Here is a 16,888-nt window from a genome sequence, read left to right on the forward strand (position 1 = left end):
CGGCAGGAAGCCCCGGTCGTAGGCACCGGTCGTAGTGGCACACGAAAGGCCGGGCACCCCCGGATCCGGGGGTGCCCGGCCCTGTGGGCGGGGCGGGCGACGGGACGGTCAGGCGACGAGTGCCGACCGCCGCGCCTCGGTGGTCGGCTCGGCCCGGATCGGTGCCGGCTTCAGCTGGGCGCCCAGCAGCACCGCCCCGAGGCCCAGCGCGGCCCACCAGACCAGCGTGAGCGCGGGGCCGGTCGCCGCCGCCCCGTCGAAGAACGACACCGAACGCAGCAGGGTCGTACCGGCACCCGGCGGCAGCCACTGGCCGATCACCCCGACCGGCTCCGGCAGCATCCGTGGCGCCGACGCCGCACCGGAGAGCGGATTCCCGAGGAACATCACCACGAACGACGCGGCTCCGATGCCCGGCGTGCCGAGCAGTGCGGCGCAGCCCGCCACGGCCGCGCTCACCGCGAGCGTGGAGAGCCCCAGCACCGCGGCCTCCGCCCACCAGTCGCCGGTGAGCACCCCGAGCCAGCTGTGCGCCAGCGCCGCCGCGACCGACCCGACCAGGGCGGCGGCGCCGACCAGTGCGATCACGGCACGGACCCCGCGCAGGCCCAGCAGGGACACCAGCGCGCCCGCCGCGATCCCGGCGAGGGCCAGCGGCAGCACGCTCGCGCCGAGGGCCGAGCCGCGCGGGTCGGCGGCCGGAGCCGCCACCACGTCCACCGTCTTCACCCGGGTGCCGGAGGCCGCCGCCTGCCGCGCGACCGCCTGCTGCAGCAGCTGGGCGACGAGCGGGCTCGCGGCCGAGGCGGTCAGCAGTTCGGACCCCTCGGCGGTGACGACCACCGCGCCGTATACGGTCCGGTCCTCGACGGCGTCCCGGGCGGCCGTCGCGTCGGCGTAGTGGTGGATCTCGAAGGCGCCCTCGTGCCGGGTCAGCTGCTTCTCCAGCTGCGCGGTCGCGGCGGGCGGACCGGTCACGCCGAGCGGCAGGTCGCGGGGTGCGGTGCGGGCGGCCGGCCAGGCGAAGGCCCAGAGGGCGACGGCGGCGACGGTCGGGACGAGCAGGACGAGGGCGATCAGGCGCCGGGTGGCGGACATGGGGACTCCCCCTGGAGGCGTGCGGGACGGCGTGTCGGACGGGCGGGGCCGCGGGCGGTCGGTGTGCGGGCAGATGGTCGTGCGGGCGGGTCGGCCTGCGAATGAGGCGGCGTGCGAATGAGGCGGGCTGCGGACGGGTCGGGTCGTGGACGGGGAGGCAGGGGCCTGAGGGGCAAAAAGAAGGATCGTTCGTTTTACCGTTCGCGCACACCGTCCCGCCGGAACCGCTCCTTGTCAAGAAGGAATGTTCGTTCTACGTTTGGGCCATGGCCCGTGTATCCCAGGCACACCTCGACGCCCGCCGCAGGCAGATCCTCGACGGCGCGTCGGTCTGCTTCGCCCGCAACGGCTTCCACGCCACGTCCATGCAGGACGTGCTGAAGGAGGCCGACCTGTCCGCCGGGGCGGTGTACCGCTACTTCAGCGGCAAGGAGGAGCTCATCGCCGCGATCGTCGGCGAGGTGCTGAGCCTGGTCCGCGAGGGCTTCGAGGAGGAGAGCCGGCACATCCCGCCGCCGACCCCCGACGACCTCGTCTCCTCGGTCCTGCGCAGGGTCCTCGCCACCCAGGAGTCCCTGACCGTCGACGGCCGGCCGGCCTTCCCCCGTCTGGTGATCCAGGTGTGGACGGAGACGCTGCGCAACGAAGAGCTGGCGGCGATCTTGAGCGAGGGCTACCGGGGGGTGCGCGAGGCGTGGGGGCGGATCGTCGTCGCCTACCAGGAGGCCGGGATGATGCGGTCCGACGTGGCGCCGGACGACGTGGCACGCACGATGATCGCCGTCGTGCTGGGCTTCCTCGTCCAGCAGTCGCTGTACGGTCCCGCACCGGTCGAGGTGCTGCGCGACGGACTGCGCGCGTTGATGAGCGTGTCGCCGCCGCTTTCGGGCGCCTGAATCGATCACAGCTCGGTTAACTTGCTCGAAATGCGGTCCAACTAGCCTGCCGATCCATGCCACCAGGGTCTTTACCCCGTGGCCGCGGCAACCGGGCCCCGCACGGTCCGGAGCGAGGATGTGAGGTGGGACGTGCAACTGACCCCGCACGAGCAGGAGAGGCTGCTGATCCACGTGGCGGCCGACGTCGCCGAGAAGCGCCGGGCCCGCGGGCTCAGGCTCAACCACCCGGAGGCCGTGGCCCTCATCACGGCGCACATCCTCGAAGGCGCGCGTGACGGCCGCACGGTGGCCGAGCTCATGTCCTCCGGCCGCAAGCTGCTCACCCGCGACGACGTCATGGAGGGCATCCCCGAGATGATCCACGACGTCCAGGTCGAGGCCACCTTCCCGGACGGCACCAAGCTGGTCACCGTCCACGATCCGATCGTCTGAGGGGGCCTCGATGATTCCCGGAGAGATCCTGTTCGCCGCGGACCCCGTCGTCTACAACGAGGGCCGTGAGGTCACCCGGCTCACCGTCCTCAACGCCGCCGACCGGCCCGTCCAGGTCGGCTCCCACTACCACTTCGCCGAGGCCAACCCCGGCCTGGAGTTCGACCGCGCCGCCGCGCGCGGCCGGCGGCTGAACGTCGCCGCCGGCACGGCCGTGCGCTTCGAGCCCGGCATCCCCGTCGACGTCGAACTCGTCCCCCTCGCCGGCGCCCGTGTCGTGCCCGGTCTGCGCGGCGAGACCGGAGGTGCCCTCGATGCCTGAGATCTCGCGTGCCGCGTATGCCGACCTGTTCGGTCCGACGACCGGCGACCGCATCCGGCTCGCCGACACCGACCTGCTGATCGAGATCGAGGAGGACCGCTGCGGCGGCCCCGGACTCGCCGGTGAGGAGGCGGTCTTCGGCGGCGGCAAGGTCATCCGTGAGTCCATGGGACAGTCCCGCGCCACGCGAGCAGACGGCACGCCCGACACCGTCATCACGGGCGCGGTGGTCGTCGACCACTGGGGTGTGGTCAAGGCCGACGTCGGCATCCGCGACGGGCGCATCACCGGCATCGGCAAGGCCGGCAACCCCGACACGATGGACGGGGTCCACCCGGACCTGGTCATCGGCCCGGAGACCGAGATCATCGCGGGCAACGGACGGATCCTGACGGCCGGCGCGGTCGACGCGCACGTCCACTTCATCTGTCCGCAGATCGCCGACGAGGCGCTGTCCGCCGGTGTCACCACGCTGGTCGGCGGCGGCACCGGGCCGGCCGAGGGATCGAAGGCGACCACCGTGACGCCCGGCCCGTGGCACCTCGCGCGGATGCTGGAGGCGATGGAGCAGTACCCGCTGAACATCGGGTTCCTCGGCAAGGGCAACACGGTCTCGCAGGACGCGATGCTGTCGCAGATCCGGGGCGGGGCGCTCGGTCTGAAACTGCACGAGGACTGGGGCTCGACGCCGGCCGTCATCGACGCCTCGCTGACCGTCGCCGACCGGACGGGCATCCAGGTCGCGATCCACACGGACACCCTCAACGAGGCCGGGTTCGTGGGCGACACGCTCGCCGCGATCGCCGGCCGCGGCATCCACGCCTACCACACCGAGGGTGCGGGCGGCGGGCACGCGCCGGACATCATGACCGTGGTCTCCGAGCCGCACGTGCTGCCGAGCTCCACGAACCCTACGCGGCCGTACACCGTGAACACCGCCGAGGAACACCTCGACATGCTGATGGTGTGCCACCACCTCAACCCGGCGGTCCCGGAGGACCTGGCGTTCGCCGAGTCGCGGATCCGGCCGTCGACGATCGGCGCCGAGGACGTCCTGCACGACCTCGGGGCGATCTCGATCATCTCCTCCGACGCGCAGGCCATGGGCCGGGTCGGCGAGGTCATCCTGCGGACCTGGCAGACGGCGCACGTCATGAAGCGGCGCAGGGGCTCCCTGCCGGGCGACGGCCGGGCGGACAACCACCGGGTGCGCCGCTACATCGCCAAGTACACGATCAACCCCGCGCTCGCGCAGGGGCTGGCCCGCGAGATCGGCTCGGTCGAGGGCGGCAAGCTCGCCGACCTGGTGCTGTGGGAGCCGGCGTTCTTCGGCGTCAAGCCGCACCTCGTGATCAAGGGCGGGCAGATCGCGTACGCGCAGATGGGCGACGCCAACGCCTCGATCCCGACGCCGCAGCCGATCCTGCCGCGACCGATGTACGGCGCGATCGGCCGGGCACCCGCCTCGAACTCGTTCAACTTCGTGGCGCCGCTCGCGATCGAGGACGGACTGCCGGAGCGTCTGCAACTGGGCAAGAAGTTCGTCGCCATCGAGTCCACGCGCGGTGTCACCAAGACGGACATGCGGGAGAACGACGCCCGGCCGCGCGTCCAGGTCGACCCCGACAGTTTCGCCGTGCACATCGACGGGGAGCTGGTCGAGGCGACGCCGGCCGCGGAACTGCCCATGGCACAGCGCTACTTCCTGTTCTGATCAGGTTCTGAGGACATCGACGTGACAAGGGCAGCACTGCTCGTCCTGGCCGACGGCCGCTTCCCCGCCGGAGGACACGCGCACTCCGGCGGGGCGGAACAGGCCGTCAGGGCGGGACGGATCACCGGCGCGACGAGCCTGGAGGCCTTCCTCCGGGGGAGGTTGCACACCACGGGGCTGGTGACCGCCGCGCTGGCGGCCGCCGCCGCGGCCGGCGGGGACCCGGCGGAGCTGGACGCGGCGGCGGACGCCCGCACCCCGTCCCCGGCACTTCGGCTGACCGCCAGGAAGCTGGGCCGGCAGCTGATGCGGGCCGCCCGGGCGGCCTGGCCGAGCACCGAACTCGACGCCCTGGCTCGTGAGTTCCCCAAGGGGGCCCATCAGCCGGTGGTGTTGGGGCTGACCGCGCGGGCGGCCGGGCTCGGGGCGGCGGACGCCGCGTACTGCTCGGTCTACGAGAGCGTGAGCGGACCGGCGACGGCCGTGGTGCGGCTGCTCAGCCTGGACCCGTTCGAAGCGACGGCGGTGCTGGCCAGGCTGGCCCCGGAGCTGGACCGGGTGGTCGACCGGGCGGTGGTGGCGGGGGCGGCCGCAGCCACGGCCGGGGTTGACGCGCTGCCGGCGGCTTCGGCGCCGCTGCTGGAGATCGGGGCGGAGGTGCATGCTGCCTGGCCGGTACGGCTGTTCGCCTCGTGAGGCTTCCCGCCCCCGCCGCCCCTTCCCGTTCCCGACCCCGGGGCTCTGCCCCCGGACCCCCGCTCTCGGCCCTGGACGGGCCTCGTCCTCAAGCGCCGGACGGGCTGAGTTGACCCGGACCGGCTGAACAGGAGCCGTTGTGCATCTCGACCACTCCCACCACGGGCCCGCAGCCGTCGGCGCCGACGCCCGTCGGGCCGACGGCTCGCGCCGCGCCCTGCGTATCGGGCTCGGCGGTCCCGTCGGATCCGGCAAGACCGCCACCGTCGCCGCGCTCTGCCGCACCCTGCGCGACGAACTGTCCCTCGCCGTCGTCACCAACGACATCTACACCCGCGAGGACGCCGAGTTCCTGCTCCGGGAGGCCGTGCTGCCGCCCGAGCGGATCACGGCCGTCGAGACGGGCGCCTGTCCGCACACCGCGATCCGGGACGACATCTCCGCCAACCTCGAGGCCGTGGAGGATCTGGAGGACGAGGTCGGCCCGCTGGACCTGATCCTCGTCGAGTCCGGTGGCGACAATCTCACCGCGACCTTCTCCAAGGGCCTCGTGGACGCGCAGATCTTCGTCATCGATGTGGCGGGCGGGGACGACATCCCCCGCAAGGGCGGGCCCGGTGTCACCACCGCCGACCTGCTCGTCGTCAACAAGACCGACCTCGCGCCGTACGTCGGCTCCGACCTCGCCCGGATGGCCGCCGATGCCAAGGCCCAGCGGGCCGAACTGCCGGTCGTCTTCCAGTCGTTGCGGAGCGAGGGCGGTGTCGGGGACGTCGCCGCGTGGGTGCGGGCGCAGTTCGCCGCCTGGACGGCGTGACATGAGCGGAGTGCACGCCACCGCGCGGATCGGGGCGAGGGACGACGGACGCGGGGGGACCTCCCTGCCCGTCCTCGAGAGCGACGGACCGCTGGCGCTGCGCCGCACCCGGGGCACCGCCGGCGAGGCGCGGGTCATCCTCGTCGGCGCGATGAGCGGGCCTCTCGGCGGCGACCGTTTCGCCGTCGAGGCCGACGTCGGGAGCGGCGCCCGGCTGCGCGTCGGTTCGGCCGCCGCCACCATCGCCCTGCCCGGGCAGGCGAAGGACGAGGCCCACTACGACGTCCGCCTCACGGTCGCCGACGGTGGTGAACTGCGCTGGCTGCCCGAGCAGTTGATCTCGGCGAGGGGGAGCGATCTGTTCGTCACCACACGGGCCGAGCTCGGGGCCGACGCCCGGCTCGTCCTGCGCGAGGAGCAGGTGCTCGGCCGGGTGGGGGAGGAGCCGGGGAGGCTGACCAGCCGGCTCACCGTGCGCGTCGCCGGGCGGGTCGTCCTCGATCAGGAACTGGCCTGCGGGCCCGGCGCGCCCGGCGGCTGGGACGGGCCCGCCGTCCTGGCGGAGTATCGTGCGGTGGGTCAACTCGTCGTCGTCCGGCCGGAGTTCCGCGAATCCCCGACCGAGGCCCGGCACATCGGTGAGCACGCCCGTGTCATGCCGCTGGCCGGGCCGGCGGCTCTCGTCACCGCCGTCGCGCCCGACGCGCTGCGGCTGCGGCGGGCGTTGGACGAGGCGCTCGCCGATGTCGACATCCGGTGAGCGGTACATCACTTTCCGGTTATCGGATTGGCAAAGAAGGTCAACGACACCTTTTCTCAGGTGCCTCACAGCCGCGAGGATCCCTCTGCCGCCAACACCAGGTAGGGGAGTTCCCACTTGAAGGACATACGACCGAACAAGCGCACCACGGCGCTCGGCTCGGCCGGCGTACTCGTCGCCGCGACGATGCTCGCCGGCGCTTTCGCGGCGCCCACGGCCAGCGCGACCAGCGGCCGTCCGGGGCAGGACCGGGAGGCGCGCGGTGCCGCGATCGCAGCGGAGCGCGCCGGCAAGGCCGGCATCGACTGGCAGGACTGCCCCGCCGACTGGGGTCTGGAGAAGCCGATCCAGTGCGGCTGGGTCACCGTGCCGCTCGACTACGCCAAGCCCAACGGCAAGAAGATCAAGCTGGCCGTCGACCGCATCGGCAACACGGGCACCGCCGCGGAGCGCCAGGGCGCGCTCGTCTACAACCCCGGCGGTCCCGGCGGCTCGGGCCTGCGCTTCCCGCGCCGCGTCACCACCAAGGCCCCCGTCTGGACCAACGTGGCGAAGGCCTACGACTTCGTGGGCTTCGACCCGCGCGGGGTCGGCCACTCCGCGCCCATCTCCTGCATCGACCCGCAGGAGTTCGTCAAGGCGCCGAAGGCCGACCCGGTCCCGGACAGCGAGGCCGACAAGCTCGCCCAGATCAAGCTCGCCCGTGAGTACGCGGACGGGTGCGCCGAGCGCAGCGGCAAGGCCGTGCTGGCGCAGATGACCACCCCGAACACCGTCCGCGACCTGGACGTCATCCGCGCCGCCCTGGGTGAGAAGAAGCTCAACTTCCTGGGCGTCTCCTACGGCACCTACATCGGCGCCGTCTACGGCACCATGTTCCCGGGCCACCTGCGTCGCATGATCGTCGACAGCGTGGTCAACCCCTCCCGCGAGAAGATCTGGTACGAGGCCAACCTCGACCAGGACGTCGCCTTCGAGGGCCGCTGGAAGGACTGGCAGGACTGGGTCGCCGCCAACGACGCCACCTTCCACCTCGGCACCACCCGCGCCGCCGTCCAGGCCAAGTGGCTCGAACTGCGCGCCACCGCAAAGAAGAACCCCATCGGCGGGATCGTCGGCCCGGCCGAGCTCATTTCCTTCTTCCAGAGCGCCCCGTACTACGACTCCTCGTGGGTTCCGGTCGCCACCGTCTTCAGCAAGTACTTCGCGGGAGACACCCAGGCGCTCGTCGACGCGGCCGCCCCGGACCTGACCGACACGGCCGGCAACATCTCCTCGGAGAACGGCAACGCCGTCTACACCGCCGTCGAGTGCACCGACGCCAAGTGGCCCACCAGCTGGCGGAAGTGGAACAGCGACAACACGCGGCTCAACAAGGACTACCCGTTCATGACCTGGGCCAACGCGTGGATGAACCTGCCGTGCGCCTTCTGGCCGGTCCAGCAGCAGACCCCGGTGGACGTCAAGACCCACAAGGGCCTGCCGCAGGTGCTCATCGTGCAGTCCACGGATGACGCGGCCACCCCGTACGAGGGTGCCGTCGAACTGCACAAGCGCTTCAAGGGCTCCCGCCTGATCACCGAGAAGGACGCCGGCTCCCACGGAGTGACCGGCCTGGTGAACACCTGCATCAACTCCCGGGTGGACGCCTACCTGCTCACCGGCAAGCTGGACACCGCGGACGTGACCTGCGCGCCGCACGCCACGCCCAAGCCGTAGCACCACCGCACGACAGCGAAGGGCGGCCGGAGTGATCCGGCCGCCCTTTCAGTCGTCCTGACGGACCATCGATTCGTGACGGGACGTCAACGTGACGGCAGGCGCGGGAACCTGCGCTCCTTCTCGGCCTTGGCCGCCTTCGCCGCGGCCTCCTCCGCCTTGGCGACGGCCGCGTACTGGTCCACGTACTCCTGCTCGGACAGCGTCAGGATCGCGTACATGATCTCGTCGGTGATCGCCCGCAGCACCGCCTTCTCGTTCTCCATGCCGAGGTAGCGGGAGAAGTCGAGGGGTTTGCCGAACCGGATCACCACGGGGTGCAGGGTCGGGATCACCTTGCCGGGCGGCTGCGCCTCGAAGGTGCCGATCATCGCGCAGGGGATGACGGGGACCTGAGCCCTGAGCGCCATCACCGCCACCCCGACCTTGCCCTTGTACAGGCGGCCGTCGTGCGAGCGGGTGCCCTCCGGGTAGATACCGAGCAGCTCGTCCTTGGCGAGCACACCGAGGCCCTCGCGGATCGCGGCCTGGCCCGCTTCCTTGCCCGAGCGGTCGACCGGGATCTGGCCCGCGCTGCGGAAGAAGGCCGCCGTCAGCCGGCCTTTGATGCCGGGACCCGTGAAGTACTCGGCCTTCGCGAGGAAGGTGATGCGGCGCTTGAGGATCGCGGGCATCAGGAAGTGGTCCGAGAACGACAGATGGTTCCCGGCGACGATCGCCGGACCCGACTCCGGTACGTGCTCGAGGCCTTCGATCCGCGGTCGGAAGACCAGTCTCAGCAGGGGGCCCAGCAAGACGTACTTGAGCACGTAGTAGAACAAAGGGTGGCTCCTCACTCCAGCGGGTTTGCCCAACCGCCGTGTTCCGGCTGGTCAGCCGGTAAGTCGTGGGGTGTAAGTGTAGGTGCCGGGGCCGACTGTACGGAAGCACGGGGCGAAGCCGCCCGAGGAACCGCTCGCAGAGCCACGAGTTTGCGCAACAAAGGTTGAATCCACTATTTTTCCGCGGTTACCCATACTTATCCGAAGGTGTCAAATGGAATAGAGGGGCCTCTTCAGGAGGACTGAGACATGGTGAATGTCGACAGCGATGCCGATGTGGCCGTCAGGGGATCTTCCTGGTATCAGTGCATGAGCGCACATGTGGCCCACCTCCAGGGGCAGCTGAACGAGTTCGTGGCATTACGTGTCCAAGCCGGTGGAATCACTGCCGCGGACGAAGAAATCGTCACCAAGGTAACGGCACACCTGAATGCCGCGCGCACCGCTCCGCAGGGGCCAAAGGGGAGAAAGATCCTTAGGCGCATGTCAGGCGCACCGGCGGATCGAGCGTTGGCGAATATACACGAGGCCGAGGTCGCCCTGCTGCGCATCGCCCCGCGGGAGGAATTTCGCAACAAGGGCTTCCAGGCGCTTTCTCATGCCTGGCTCCATCTGGGGCGGGACGAGGAACTGCCCCGGCGACCGGAGGCCGCGCCGTACCGGGGACCGACGTGGGCCCTGCCGTGGGGACCCGGGAGCTGGCGGCCATCACCCTGCATGCCGCCTATCAGGCGGAGGAGGCGGAGCGGGCGAGGGTACGCAGCTTCACGCACATGGTGGTGAGCGCCGCGGGTGTCATGTGGATCCTGGCTGTCGCCCTCGGGGTGTGGGCCGCACAGAATCATCACGTTGCCGAAATATTCTGCTTCCCCGTGGACCGGGAGGTCGAAGCACCCGAAAAAGTCTGCCCTCTCGGTGACTCCGCAGGATCGGCCGATGTGTTTTTCCTGGAGTTCATCGGAATGCTTGCCGCCGCCATAGCGGGTGCCGTCTCGTTGAAGGACGTCCGCGGGACGGCCGGACCCTATCATGTGGCGACAGGATTGATAATCCTGCGACTGCCTGTCGGCGCTCTTTTGGCGACGGGGGGAATACTGCTGACGAGTGGGCAGTTCTTCTCGGGTCCGACACGGCTCGACACGCCGACTCAGGTGATTGCCCGGGGATTCGCCTTCGGCATTCTTCAGGAGTCGCTCACCCGGACCGTGGAAGGACAGGAACGCTCCCTGCTCGACAACATCAAGGGGCCCGGCAGCGAAACTGCGCCTCCTTCGAATTCCGGCTCGCATGCGGCCGGGCCGGCCATCGACCGGGTCGCGGCCGCGCCGGCCGCCGAACCGAGCGCCCCTCGCGGGTCACGAATTCGTCGAGGCCGTCGTGGCCGTTGTGGCCGATGTGACTGACGAGTCGATGTGACTGACGAGGCGTAAGGGCGTAGGACCCGCGCGGCCGTGCCTCCTCACAGCCGCACGATCACCAGCGCCGTGTCGTCGGTCGCCCCGCCGGGCGGCAGCAACTCCAGCAGGACGGCGTCGGCGAGGGACTCGGGGTCCGCCTCCCGGTGGCGCGCCAGGGCGTCGGCGAGGCGGGCGAGACCCGTGTCGATGTCCTCGCGCCGCCGTTCCACGAGTCCGTCGGTGTACAGCGCGAGCGTGGCGCCGCTGTCGTAGGCGGTGCGTGCCTGGGGCCGGGGGACCGGCGTGGGCCGGGCGTCGAGCGGGGGGTCGGTGGCCCGGTCGAGGAACTCCACCCGGCCGTCGGTGTGGACGAGCACGGGCGGGGGGTGCCCGGCGCTGCTGTAGGTGATGATGTGGTGGTCGAAGTCGATGAACGTGGTGACCGCGGTGGCGGATTCGGCGCCGTCCACGACGTGTGCGTACCGCCCCAGGACGTTCAGCGCCTCGGCCGGGCCCGCGGCGACCCGGGAGGCCGCGCTGAGGGCACTGCGCAGCTGGCCCATCACCCCGGCCGCCTCCAGACCGTGCCCGACGACGTCGCCGACCGACACGCCGATGCGGTTGCCGCCGACGAGGTCCACCAGGTCGTACCAGTCGCCGCACACGTTGAGCGCGCCGACCGCCGGCCGGTAGCGCACGGCGGCCCGGTGGTGCCCGACCTGCCGGCCGGCGGGCAGCATCGCCTCCTGAAGGGCGAGGGCCACCTCGCGCTCACGGGCATGGGCCAGCCGCAGCCGCTCGTTGAGCTCCTGGAGCTCGCGGGCGCGGGTGTACAGCTCGGCCTCCAGGACCCGGCCCCGGCTGCCCGCCCGCGCTCCGTCCCCGCCCGTCCCGCGGCCGCCGCGGGCCCGGATCAGCTCGGTGACCTCCTCGACCCGGTGCACGATCAGCACCACCGAGCCGTCCGGCCCGTGCACGGGCGCGTTGACGGGGCTCCAGTAGCGCTCGTCCCACTCGCCGGGCCGCTCGCTCGACTCGACGTCGTAACGCTGGAGCGCCATGGCCTCCCGCTCGCCGGTGGCGAGCACCCGCCGCAGCGAGGCCTCCAGGTTGCGCATGCCGCTCGCGGCGCCGTCCTCGGGGTTGTCGGGGAAGACCTCGAAGACGTGCCGGCCGATCAACTGCTCGCGCCTGCGGCCGGACACGCGCAGGAACTCCCTGTTGGCGTCCGCGTACAGCAGCTCGGGTGTCAGCAGCGCCACCGCGCCCGGCAACGCCTGGAACACCGCCGTGTAGTCGATCGCCTTGTCGTTCATGGCAGTGTCCCATCCGCCGGGTTTGCATCATTTTCTCATGTGATGTGACGAACAGGGTGGGTGGGCCGCTCCGTGGAGCCGGTCGGAGCCGGTCGGAACCGGTCAGGCGTCGGGATCCGTGAGTGACTGCTCGGCCCAGATGATCTTGCCCTCGGGGAGGAAGCGGGTGCCCCACCGCTGCGTGACCTGCGAGACCAGCAGCAGCCCGCGGCCGCCCTCGTCGGTGGCGCGCGGATGGCGCAGATGCGGTGCGGTGGTGCCGCCGTCGAAGACCTCGCAGACCAGGGTGCGCTCGCGGATCAGCCGCAGCCGGATCGGTCCGGTGGCATACCGGATGGCGTTGGTGACCAGCTCGCTCACGACCAGCTCGGTGGTGAACGACAGCTCGGCCAGACCCCACTCCGCCAGCCGGCGGCTCGCGGTCTTGCGGGCCTCGGCCACCGCCGCCGGGTCGGCGGGCAGTTCCCAGTCGGCGACCCGCTCGGCCGACAGCCGACGGGTCCGGGCCATCAGCAGGGCCACGTCGTCGTACGGGCGGGCCGGGACCAGGGCGTCGATCACCGTCCCGCAGCGCAGTTCGAGGGTGTCCGCGGACTGCTCCAGGGCCTGCCGCAGCCTTTCCCGGTCGGTGTCCAGTGCCCACCGCTCGCCCCGGGCCAGCAGACCGTCCGTGTGCAGCGCCAGCGTGCTGCCCTCCGGCAGGGTCACCTCGGCCGCCTCGAACGGCGGCCCGCCCGCACCGAGCGGTGGCCCCTGGGGCAGCTCGATGAACGTGACGCTGCCGTCGGGCAGGACGACGGCGGGGGCGGGATGCCCCGCCGCGGCCATCACGCACCGGCCGTCGACGGGGTCGTAGACGACGTACACGCACGCGGCGCCCACGGTCTGGGCACCGCCCGACCGCGGTTCCCGCGGCTCCGTCTCGGCCGCCACGCTCTCCTCGTCGTCCATGCGGGTGACCAGGTCGTCGAGGTGCGCGAGGATCTCCGCGGGCGGCAGGTCGAGGGCGGCCAGGGTGCGCACGGCGGTCCGTACCCGCCCCATGGCCGCGGCGGCGTCGATGCCGTGCCCCGGCACCTCGCCGACGACCAGCGCCACCCGCGCACCCGACAGCGGGATCAGGTCGTACCAGTCGCCGCCGAGACCGGTCAGCTCGTCGGCCGGCCGGTAGCAGGCGGCCACCTCGACCGCGTCCTGCTCGGGCAGCCGCCGGGGGAGCAGATTGCGCTGGAGTACCAGGGCCGCGTCGCGCTCGCGCGTGTAGCGGCGCGCGTTGTCCACGCAGACGGCCGCCCGCGAGACGAGGTCCTCGGCGAGCGCCAGATCGTCCTCGCCGAAGGGCTCGTGCCGGTGGCGCCGCAGGAACGTGGTCACGCCGAGGGTGACCCCCCGCGCCCGGACCGGCACGATCAGGGCACTGGGCGGCTCGGAACCGGCGGGCAGATCCGCGACCCACTCCTCGGTGAGCGGATCGAGCGGGTCGAGGGGATCCAGCCGTTCGACCCGCCAGGGCCGTCCGCCGACCAGACAGCGCACCGCCGGTGAGCCGCCCCGGTGCACGACCTCACGGCTGCCGGTCGCGACCCCGGGATCGCCGGTCTCCCGCCGTCCCGCCCTGCGCAGGGTGACGGAGTCGTCCGCGTCGTCCGACACCTGGCCGGGCGAGGGCTCCGCGCCCCGCAGCACCGGCTCCAGCAGATCCACGGTGACGAGGTCGGCGAACCCCGGCACCGCCACGTCCGCCAGCTCCTGGGCGGTCCGGGCGATGTCCAGGCTGCGGCCGATGCGCCGGCCGGCCCGGTCGAGCAGGGCGAGCCGCTGCCGGGCGCGGTGCCGATCGGTCATGTCCACGACCGTGTAGTAGACGCCCATCGGGGCGCCGTGCTCGTCGTCCAGACGGGTGAACGACAGCATGTGCGCCGTCTCGCGGTGCGGCGCCGCCCGTACCCGCCCCACGAGTTCGTAGCCGAGCACCGGCTCGCCGGTCGCCAGCACCCGTCGCATCTGCGTCTCGATCGCCTCGGAGTTCAGCCCCGGCTGGACCTCGGCCAGCCGCAACCCCAGCCGGCTCTCGGGCGGACCGCCGCCGAACTGGGTCAGGGCCGCGTTCGACCACACGAAACGCAGATCGGCGTCGACCATCGCGATACCGATCGGGGAGCCGCCGATCATCTGCTCCAGCACCGCGCGGCTCATGTCCCAGCCGGGGGCGTCGGCCATCTCGTTGAGCAGGACCAGCCGGCGCGCGCTGCCGCCGGGCTCATCGGCCGAGGTGATCCGCGCCATCACGGACACCGGCCGCCCGTCCCGGCGGCGGGCGGACAGCAGCCCGGCCCAGCCGCCGTCCCGACGGCACCGGTCCATGACGTACGGCAGCCGCTCGGCGTCCCCGGGGGCGAGCAGCCCGGCCAGGTCCTCGCCCACCGCCTCGGCGGCCGAGTACCCCAGCAGGCGCTCGGCTTCCCTGGTCCAGCTCGTCACCGTCCCCCGAGCGTCGAGCAGCAGGGGGGCGGTGTCCGCCACGTCGAACCACCGGCGGGCAACGCCGTCCTCGTCGTGTGTGCCCACGGCCGACCTCTCTGTCGCTGAGAGTGGTCTACCACCTCCTGACTCAATCTTCACCCTGCCTGCACGACAGCGGCCGAGCCACCGGGGAGGCGGCGGCCGCGCGCCGGCGCGGCCGGGAATCCGCGCCCCTCGCGGGGCGCGTCCCTCAGGCGTCGCGCGTCAGCACGCTCTCCAAGGTGGCCAGCGCCGAGGCCAGTTCCTCGCCGGTGATGGTCAGCGGCGGCGCCAGCCGGATGGTCGAGCCGTGGGTGTCCTTGACCAGGACGCCCTTGCGCATGAGGCGCTCGCTCACCTCGCGGCCGGTGCCCAGGGCCGGGTCGACGTCGACACCCGCCCACAGTCCGCGCGCCCGGAAGCCGACGACGCCCTTGCCGACCAGCCCGGTCAGCCCGTCCCGCAGGACCACGCCCAGCTCGGTCGCCCGGCGCTGGAACTCACCCGTCTCCAGCAGCTCCACCACCGCCGTGCCCACCGCGGCGGCCAGCGGATTGCCGCCGAACGTCGACCCGTGCTCGCCCGGCCGCAGCACCGACAGCACCTCCCGCCGGGCCACCACCGCCGACACCGGCACGATCCCGCCGCCCAGCGCCTTGCCGAGCAGCAGCATGTCGGGCACGACGCCCTCGTGCTCCACGGCGAGCGTCCGCCCGGTACGGCCGAGCCCGGACTGGATCTCGTCCGCGATGAACAGGCAGTTCCTGCGGCGGGTCAGCTCCCGGACCCCCGCCAGATAGCCGTCGTCGGGGATGACGACGCCCGCCTCGCCCTGGATCGGCTCGATCAGCACCGCAGCCGTCGTCTCGTCGACGGCCGCCTCCAGCGCGGCCAGGTCGTTGTACGGCACGATCCGGAAGCCCGGGGTGAACGGTCCGAAGCCCGCCCGCGCCGTCTCGTCCGTCGAGAAGCTCACGATCGTCGTCGTACGGCCGTGGAAGTTCTCGGCGGCCACCACGATGGTCGCCCGGTCGGCGGGTACGCCCTTCACCTCGTACGCCCACTTGCGGGCCACCTTGATGCCGCTCTCGACCGCCTCCGCGCCCGTGTTCATCGGCAGGACCATGTCCAGGCCGGTCAACTCCGCGAGCCGCTCGGCGAACTCGGCGAGGCGGTCGTTGTGGAAGGCACGGGAGGTGAGGGTGAGACGGTCCAGCTGGCGGTGGGCCGCCTCGATCAGCAGCGGGTGCCGGTGGCCGAAGTTGAGGGCCGAGTAGCCGGCCAGCATGTCGAGGTAGCGGCGGCCCTCGACGTCCGTCACCCAGGCGCCCTCGGCGCGGGAGACGACCACGGGCAGCGGATGGTAGTTGTGCGCGAGAACAGGCTCCTCGGCACGGATCAGATCGGCGGAGGTGCGCGTCGGGACGACGGGTGCGGTCATGAACGGATCTCCTGCGTGCAGCACTTGATGCCACCGCCGGCCTTCTGGAACTCCGAGAGGTCGACGGGGACGGGGACATAGCCGCGCTCGGTGAGACGGGAGGCGAGGGCCTCGGCCCGGGGCGCGATGAACACATGGCGCCCGTCGGAGACCGAGTTCAGGCCGAACACCATGGCGTCGTCGCGGGTGGCGAGGACCGCGTCCGGATACAGCCGGGCGAGCACCTCACGGCTGCCGGAGGAGAACGCCTCCGGGTAGTACGAGATGTTGTCGTCGTCGAGGACGAACAGCGCCGTGTCCAGGTGGTAGAAGTGCGGGTCCACCAGGGTCAGGCTGATCACCGGGTGGCCGAAGAACTCCTGCACCTCCCGATGCGCCTCACGGGTCGTCCGGAAGCCGGTGCCGGCCAGCACGTACCGGCCCGTCCACACCAGGTCGCCCTCGCCCTCGCAGACGGACTCCGGCCGGTGGACGTCGTAGCCCGCCGCCTTGAACCAGGTGTCGTAGTGGACGGACTCGGGCCGCCGCTCGGGAGCGTGGAACAGGGAGCCGAAGACCCGGCCCGCCACCACGACCGCCGAGTTCGCGGCGAAGACCATGTCCGGGAGACCGGGGGCCGGCTCCACGGTGTCCACGGTGTGGCCGTGGGTCCGGTAGGCGCGGACCAGTCCGTGCCACTGCTCCTGGGCGAGGTCGACGTCGACGGGGCTGTCGGGACGCATCCAGGGGTTGATCGCGTACTGCACGGCGAAGTGTCTGGGTTCGCAGACGAGGAAGCGCCGAGGGCGCCGCACACGGGTTTCGGTCACAGTGAGGTACCTCCACCTTTCCCTTTTCCTACGGAGTCGACGGGGGTTGACACCACGGTAGGAACTGACGGGGACGCCCGACAAGGAACATGCATTGCGTGTCGACGCAGGAATGCTGCGTGATATGCCTGGTCAACGCAGCTTC

Annotated in this window: 15 protein-coding genes; 9 read left to right on the plus strand and 6 right to left on the minus strand. The window is 71.8% G+C overall.

Annotated elements, in window-relative coordinates; translation table 11 throughout:
* Positions 1–108: 108 nt before the first annotated feature.
* Positions 109–1,098: an ABC transporter permease gene (locus OHU34_RS35880; protein WP_405770212.1), complete on the minus strand. Its 990-nt coding sequence runs from the start codon at positions 1,096–1,098 to the stop codon at positions 109–111.
* Between the two features lie 266 nt (positions 1,099–1,364).
* Between OHU34_RS35880 and OHU34_RS35885 the strand changes: the two genes are divergently transcribed.
* The 8 genes from OHU34_RS35885 to OHU34_RS35920 all read left to right on the plus strand — a co-directional run bounded on the left by OHU34_RS35885 (position 1,365) and on the right by OHU34_RS35920 (position 8,457).
* On the plus strand, positions 1,365–1,994 hold the full coding sequence (locus tag OHU34_RS35885; RefSeq protein ID WP_142269179.1) for a TetR/AcrR family transcriptional regulator: 630 nt from the start codon (positions 1,365–1,367) through the stop codon (positions 1,992–1,994).
* 132 nt (positions 1,995–2,126) lie between these two features.
* Positions 2,127–2,429: an urease subunit gamma gene (locus tag OHU34_RS35890; protein WP_028807144.1), complete on the plus strand. Its 303-nt coding sequence runs from the start codon at positions 2,127–2,129 to the stop codon at positions 2,427–2,429.
* A gap of 10 nt (positions 2,430–2,439) precedes the next feature.
* Positions 2,440–2,751, plus strand: coding sequence for an urease subunit beta (locus OHU34_RS35895; RefSeq protein WP_020131633.1), 312 nt, complete (start codon positions 2,440–2,442; stop codon positions 2,749–2,751).
* Entirely contained in the window at positions 2,744–4,465 is a 1,722-nt protein-coding gene (locus tag OHU34_RS35900; protein ID WP_142269178.1) for an urease subunit alpha, read from the plus strand. The genes OHU34_RS35895 and OHU34_RS35900 overlap by 8 nt, the downstream gene beginning before the upstream one ends.
* 21 nt (positions 4,466–4,486) lie before the next feature.
* Positions 4,487–5,161 (plus strand): urease accessory protein UreF, encoded by a 675-nt coding sequence (locus OHU34_RS35905; protein ID WP_142269177.1) that lies wholly within the window; start codon positions 4,487–4,489, stop codon positions 5,159–5,161.
* A 139-nt stretch (positions 5,162–5,300) separates the two neighbouring features.
* Positions 5,301–5,978 (plus strand): urease accessory protein UreG, encoded by a 678-nt coding sequence (gene ureG, locus OHU34_RS35910; RefSeq protein WP_142269176.1) that lies wholly within the window; start codon positions 5,301–5,303, stop codon positions 5,976–5,978.
* A gap of 1 nt (position 5,979) precedes the next feature.
* Positions 5,980–6,738: an urease accessory protein UreD gene (locus OHU34_RS35915; RefSeq protein ID WP_142269175.1), complete on the plus strand. Its 759-nt coding sequence runs from the start codon at positions 5,980–5,982 to the stop codon at positions 6,736–6,738.
* A gap of 186 nt (positions 6,739–6,924) precedes the next feature.
* Entirely contained in the window at positions 6,925–8,457 is a 1,533-nt protein-coding gene (locus OHU34_RS35920; RefSeq protein ID WP_372481794.1) for an alpha/beta hydrolase, read from the plus strand.
* A gap of 86 nt (positions 8,458–8,543) precedes the next feature.
* On the opposite strand, the gene OHU34_RS35925 is transcribed toward OHU34_RS35920, so the two are convergent.
* A complete protein-coding gene (locus OHU34_RS35925; protein WP_142269173.1) occupies positions 8,544–9,278 on the minus strand; it encodes a 1-acyl-sn-glycerol-3-phosphate acyltransferase in 735 nt (244 codons plus the stop codon).
* 683 nt (positions 9,279–9,961) lie between these two features.
* On the opposite strand from OHU34_RS35925, the gene OHU34_RS35930 reads away from it, so the two are divergent.
* Positions 9,962–10,681: a hypothetical protein gene (locus OHU34_RS35930; protein WP_405770223.1), complete on the plus strand. Its 720-nt coding sequence runs from the start codon at positions 9,962–9,964 to the stop codon at positions 10,679–10,681.
* Between the two features lie 56 nt (positions 10,682–10,737).
* Here the strand turns inward: OHU34_RS35930 and OHU34_RS35935 are convergent, their stop codons facing one another.
* The 4 genes from OHU34_RS35935 to ddaH form a co-directional block, all read right to left on the minus strand.
* A complete protein-coding gene (locus tag OHU34_RS35935; protein ID WP_142269172.1) occupies positions 10,738–11,991 on the minus strand; it encodes a PP2C family protein-serine/threonine phosphatase in 1,254 nt (417 codons plus the stop codon).
* 102 nt (positions 11,992–12,093) lie between these two features.
* A complete protein-coding gene (locus OHU34_RS35940) occupies positions 12,094–14,559 on the minus strand; it encodes a SpoIIE family protein phosphatase (protein WP_405770227.1) in 2,466 nt (821 codons plus the stop codon).
* Between the two features lie 145 nt (positions 14,560–14,704).
* Positions 14,705–15,934, minus strand: coding sequence for an ornithine--oxo-acid transaminase (gene rocD / locus OHU34_RS35945; RefSeq protein ID WP_142269170.1), 1,230 nt, complete (start codon positions 15,932–15,934; stop codon positions 14,705–14,707).
* Complete coding sequence (ddaH, locus tag OHU34_RS35950; RefSeq protein WP_028807143.1) at positions 15,931–16,743, minus strand: dimethylargininase; 813 nt, start codon at positions 16,741–16,743, stop codon at positions 15,931–15,933. The genes rocD and ddaH overlap by 4 nt, the downstream gene beginning before the upstream one ends.
* Between the last annotated feature and the right edge of the window lie 145 nt (positions 16,744–16,888).

Source organism: Streptomyces sp. NBC_00080, from assembly GCF_045041255.1.
In the GTDB taxonomy this organism is placed as follows: Bacteria; Actinomycetota; Actinomycetes; order Streptomycetales; family Streptomycetaceae; genus Streptomyces; species Streptomyces coriariae.

What these genes read in the sequence shown, in the direction of transcription:
- OHU34_RS35880 (WP_405770212.1), bottom strand. Translation starts at nt 1,098, where the DNA reads ATGTCCGCCACCCGGCGCCTGATCGCCCTCGTCCTGCTCGTCCCGACC.
- OHU34_RS35885 (WP_142269179.1), top strand. Translation starts at nt 1,365, where the DNA reads ATGGCCCGTGTATCCCAGGCACACCTCGACGCCCGCCGCAGGCAGATC.
- OHU34_RS35895 (WP_020131633.1), top strand. Translation starts at nt 2,440, where the DNA reads ATGATTCCCGGAGAGATCCTGTTCGCCGCGGACCCCGTCGTCTACAAC.
- OHU34_RS35900 (WP_142269178.1), top strand. Translation starts at nt 2,744, where the DNA reads ATGCCTGAGATCTCGCGTGCCGCGTATGCCGACCTGTTCGGTCCGACG.
- OHU34_RS35915 (WP_142269175.1), top strand. Translation starts at nt 5,980, where the DNA reads ATGAGCGGAGTGCACGCCACCGCGCGGATCGGGGCGAGGGACGACGGA.
- OHU34_RS35920 (WP_372481794.1), top strand. Translation starts at nt 6,925, where the DNA reads ATGCTCGCCGGCGCTTTCGCGGCGCCCACGGCCAGCGCGACCAGCGGC.
- OHU34_RS35935 (WP_142269172.1), bottom strand. Translation starts at nt 11,991, where the DNA reads ATGAACGACAAGGCGATCGACTACACGGCGGTGTTCCAGGCGTTGCCG.
- rocD (WP_142269170.1), bottom strand. Translation starts at nt 15,934, where the DNA reads ATGACCGCACCCGTCGTCCCGACGCGCACCTCCGCCGATCTGATCCGT.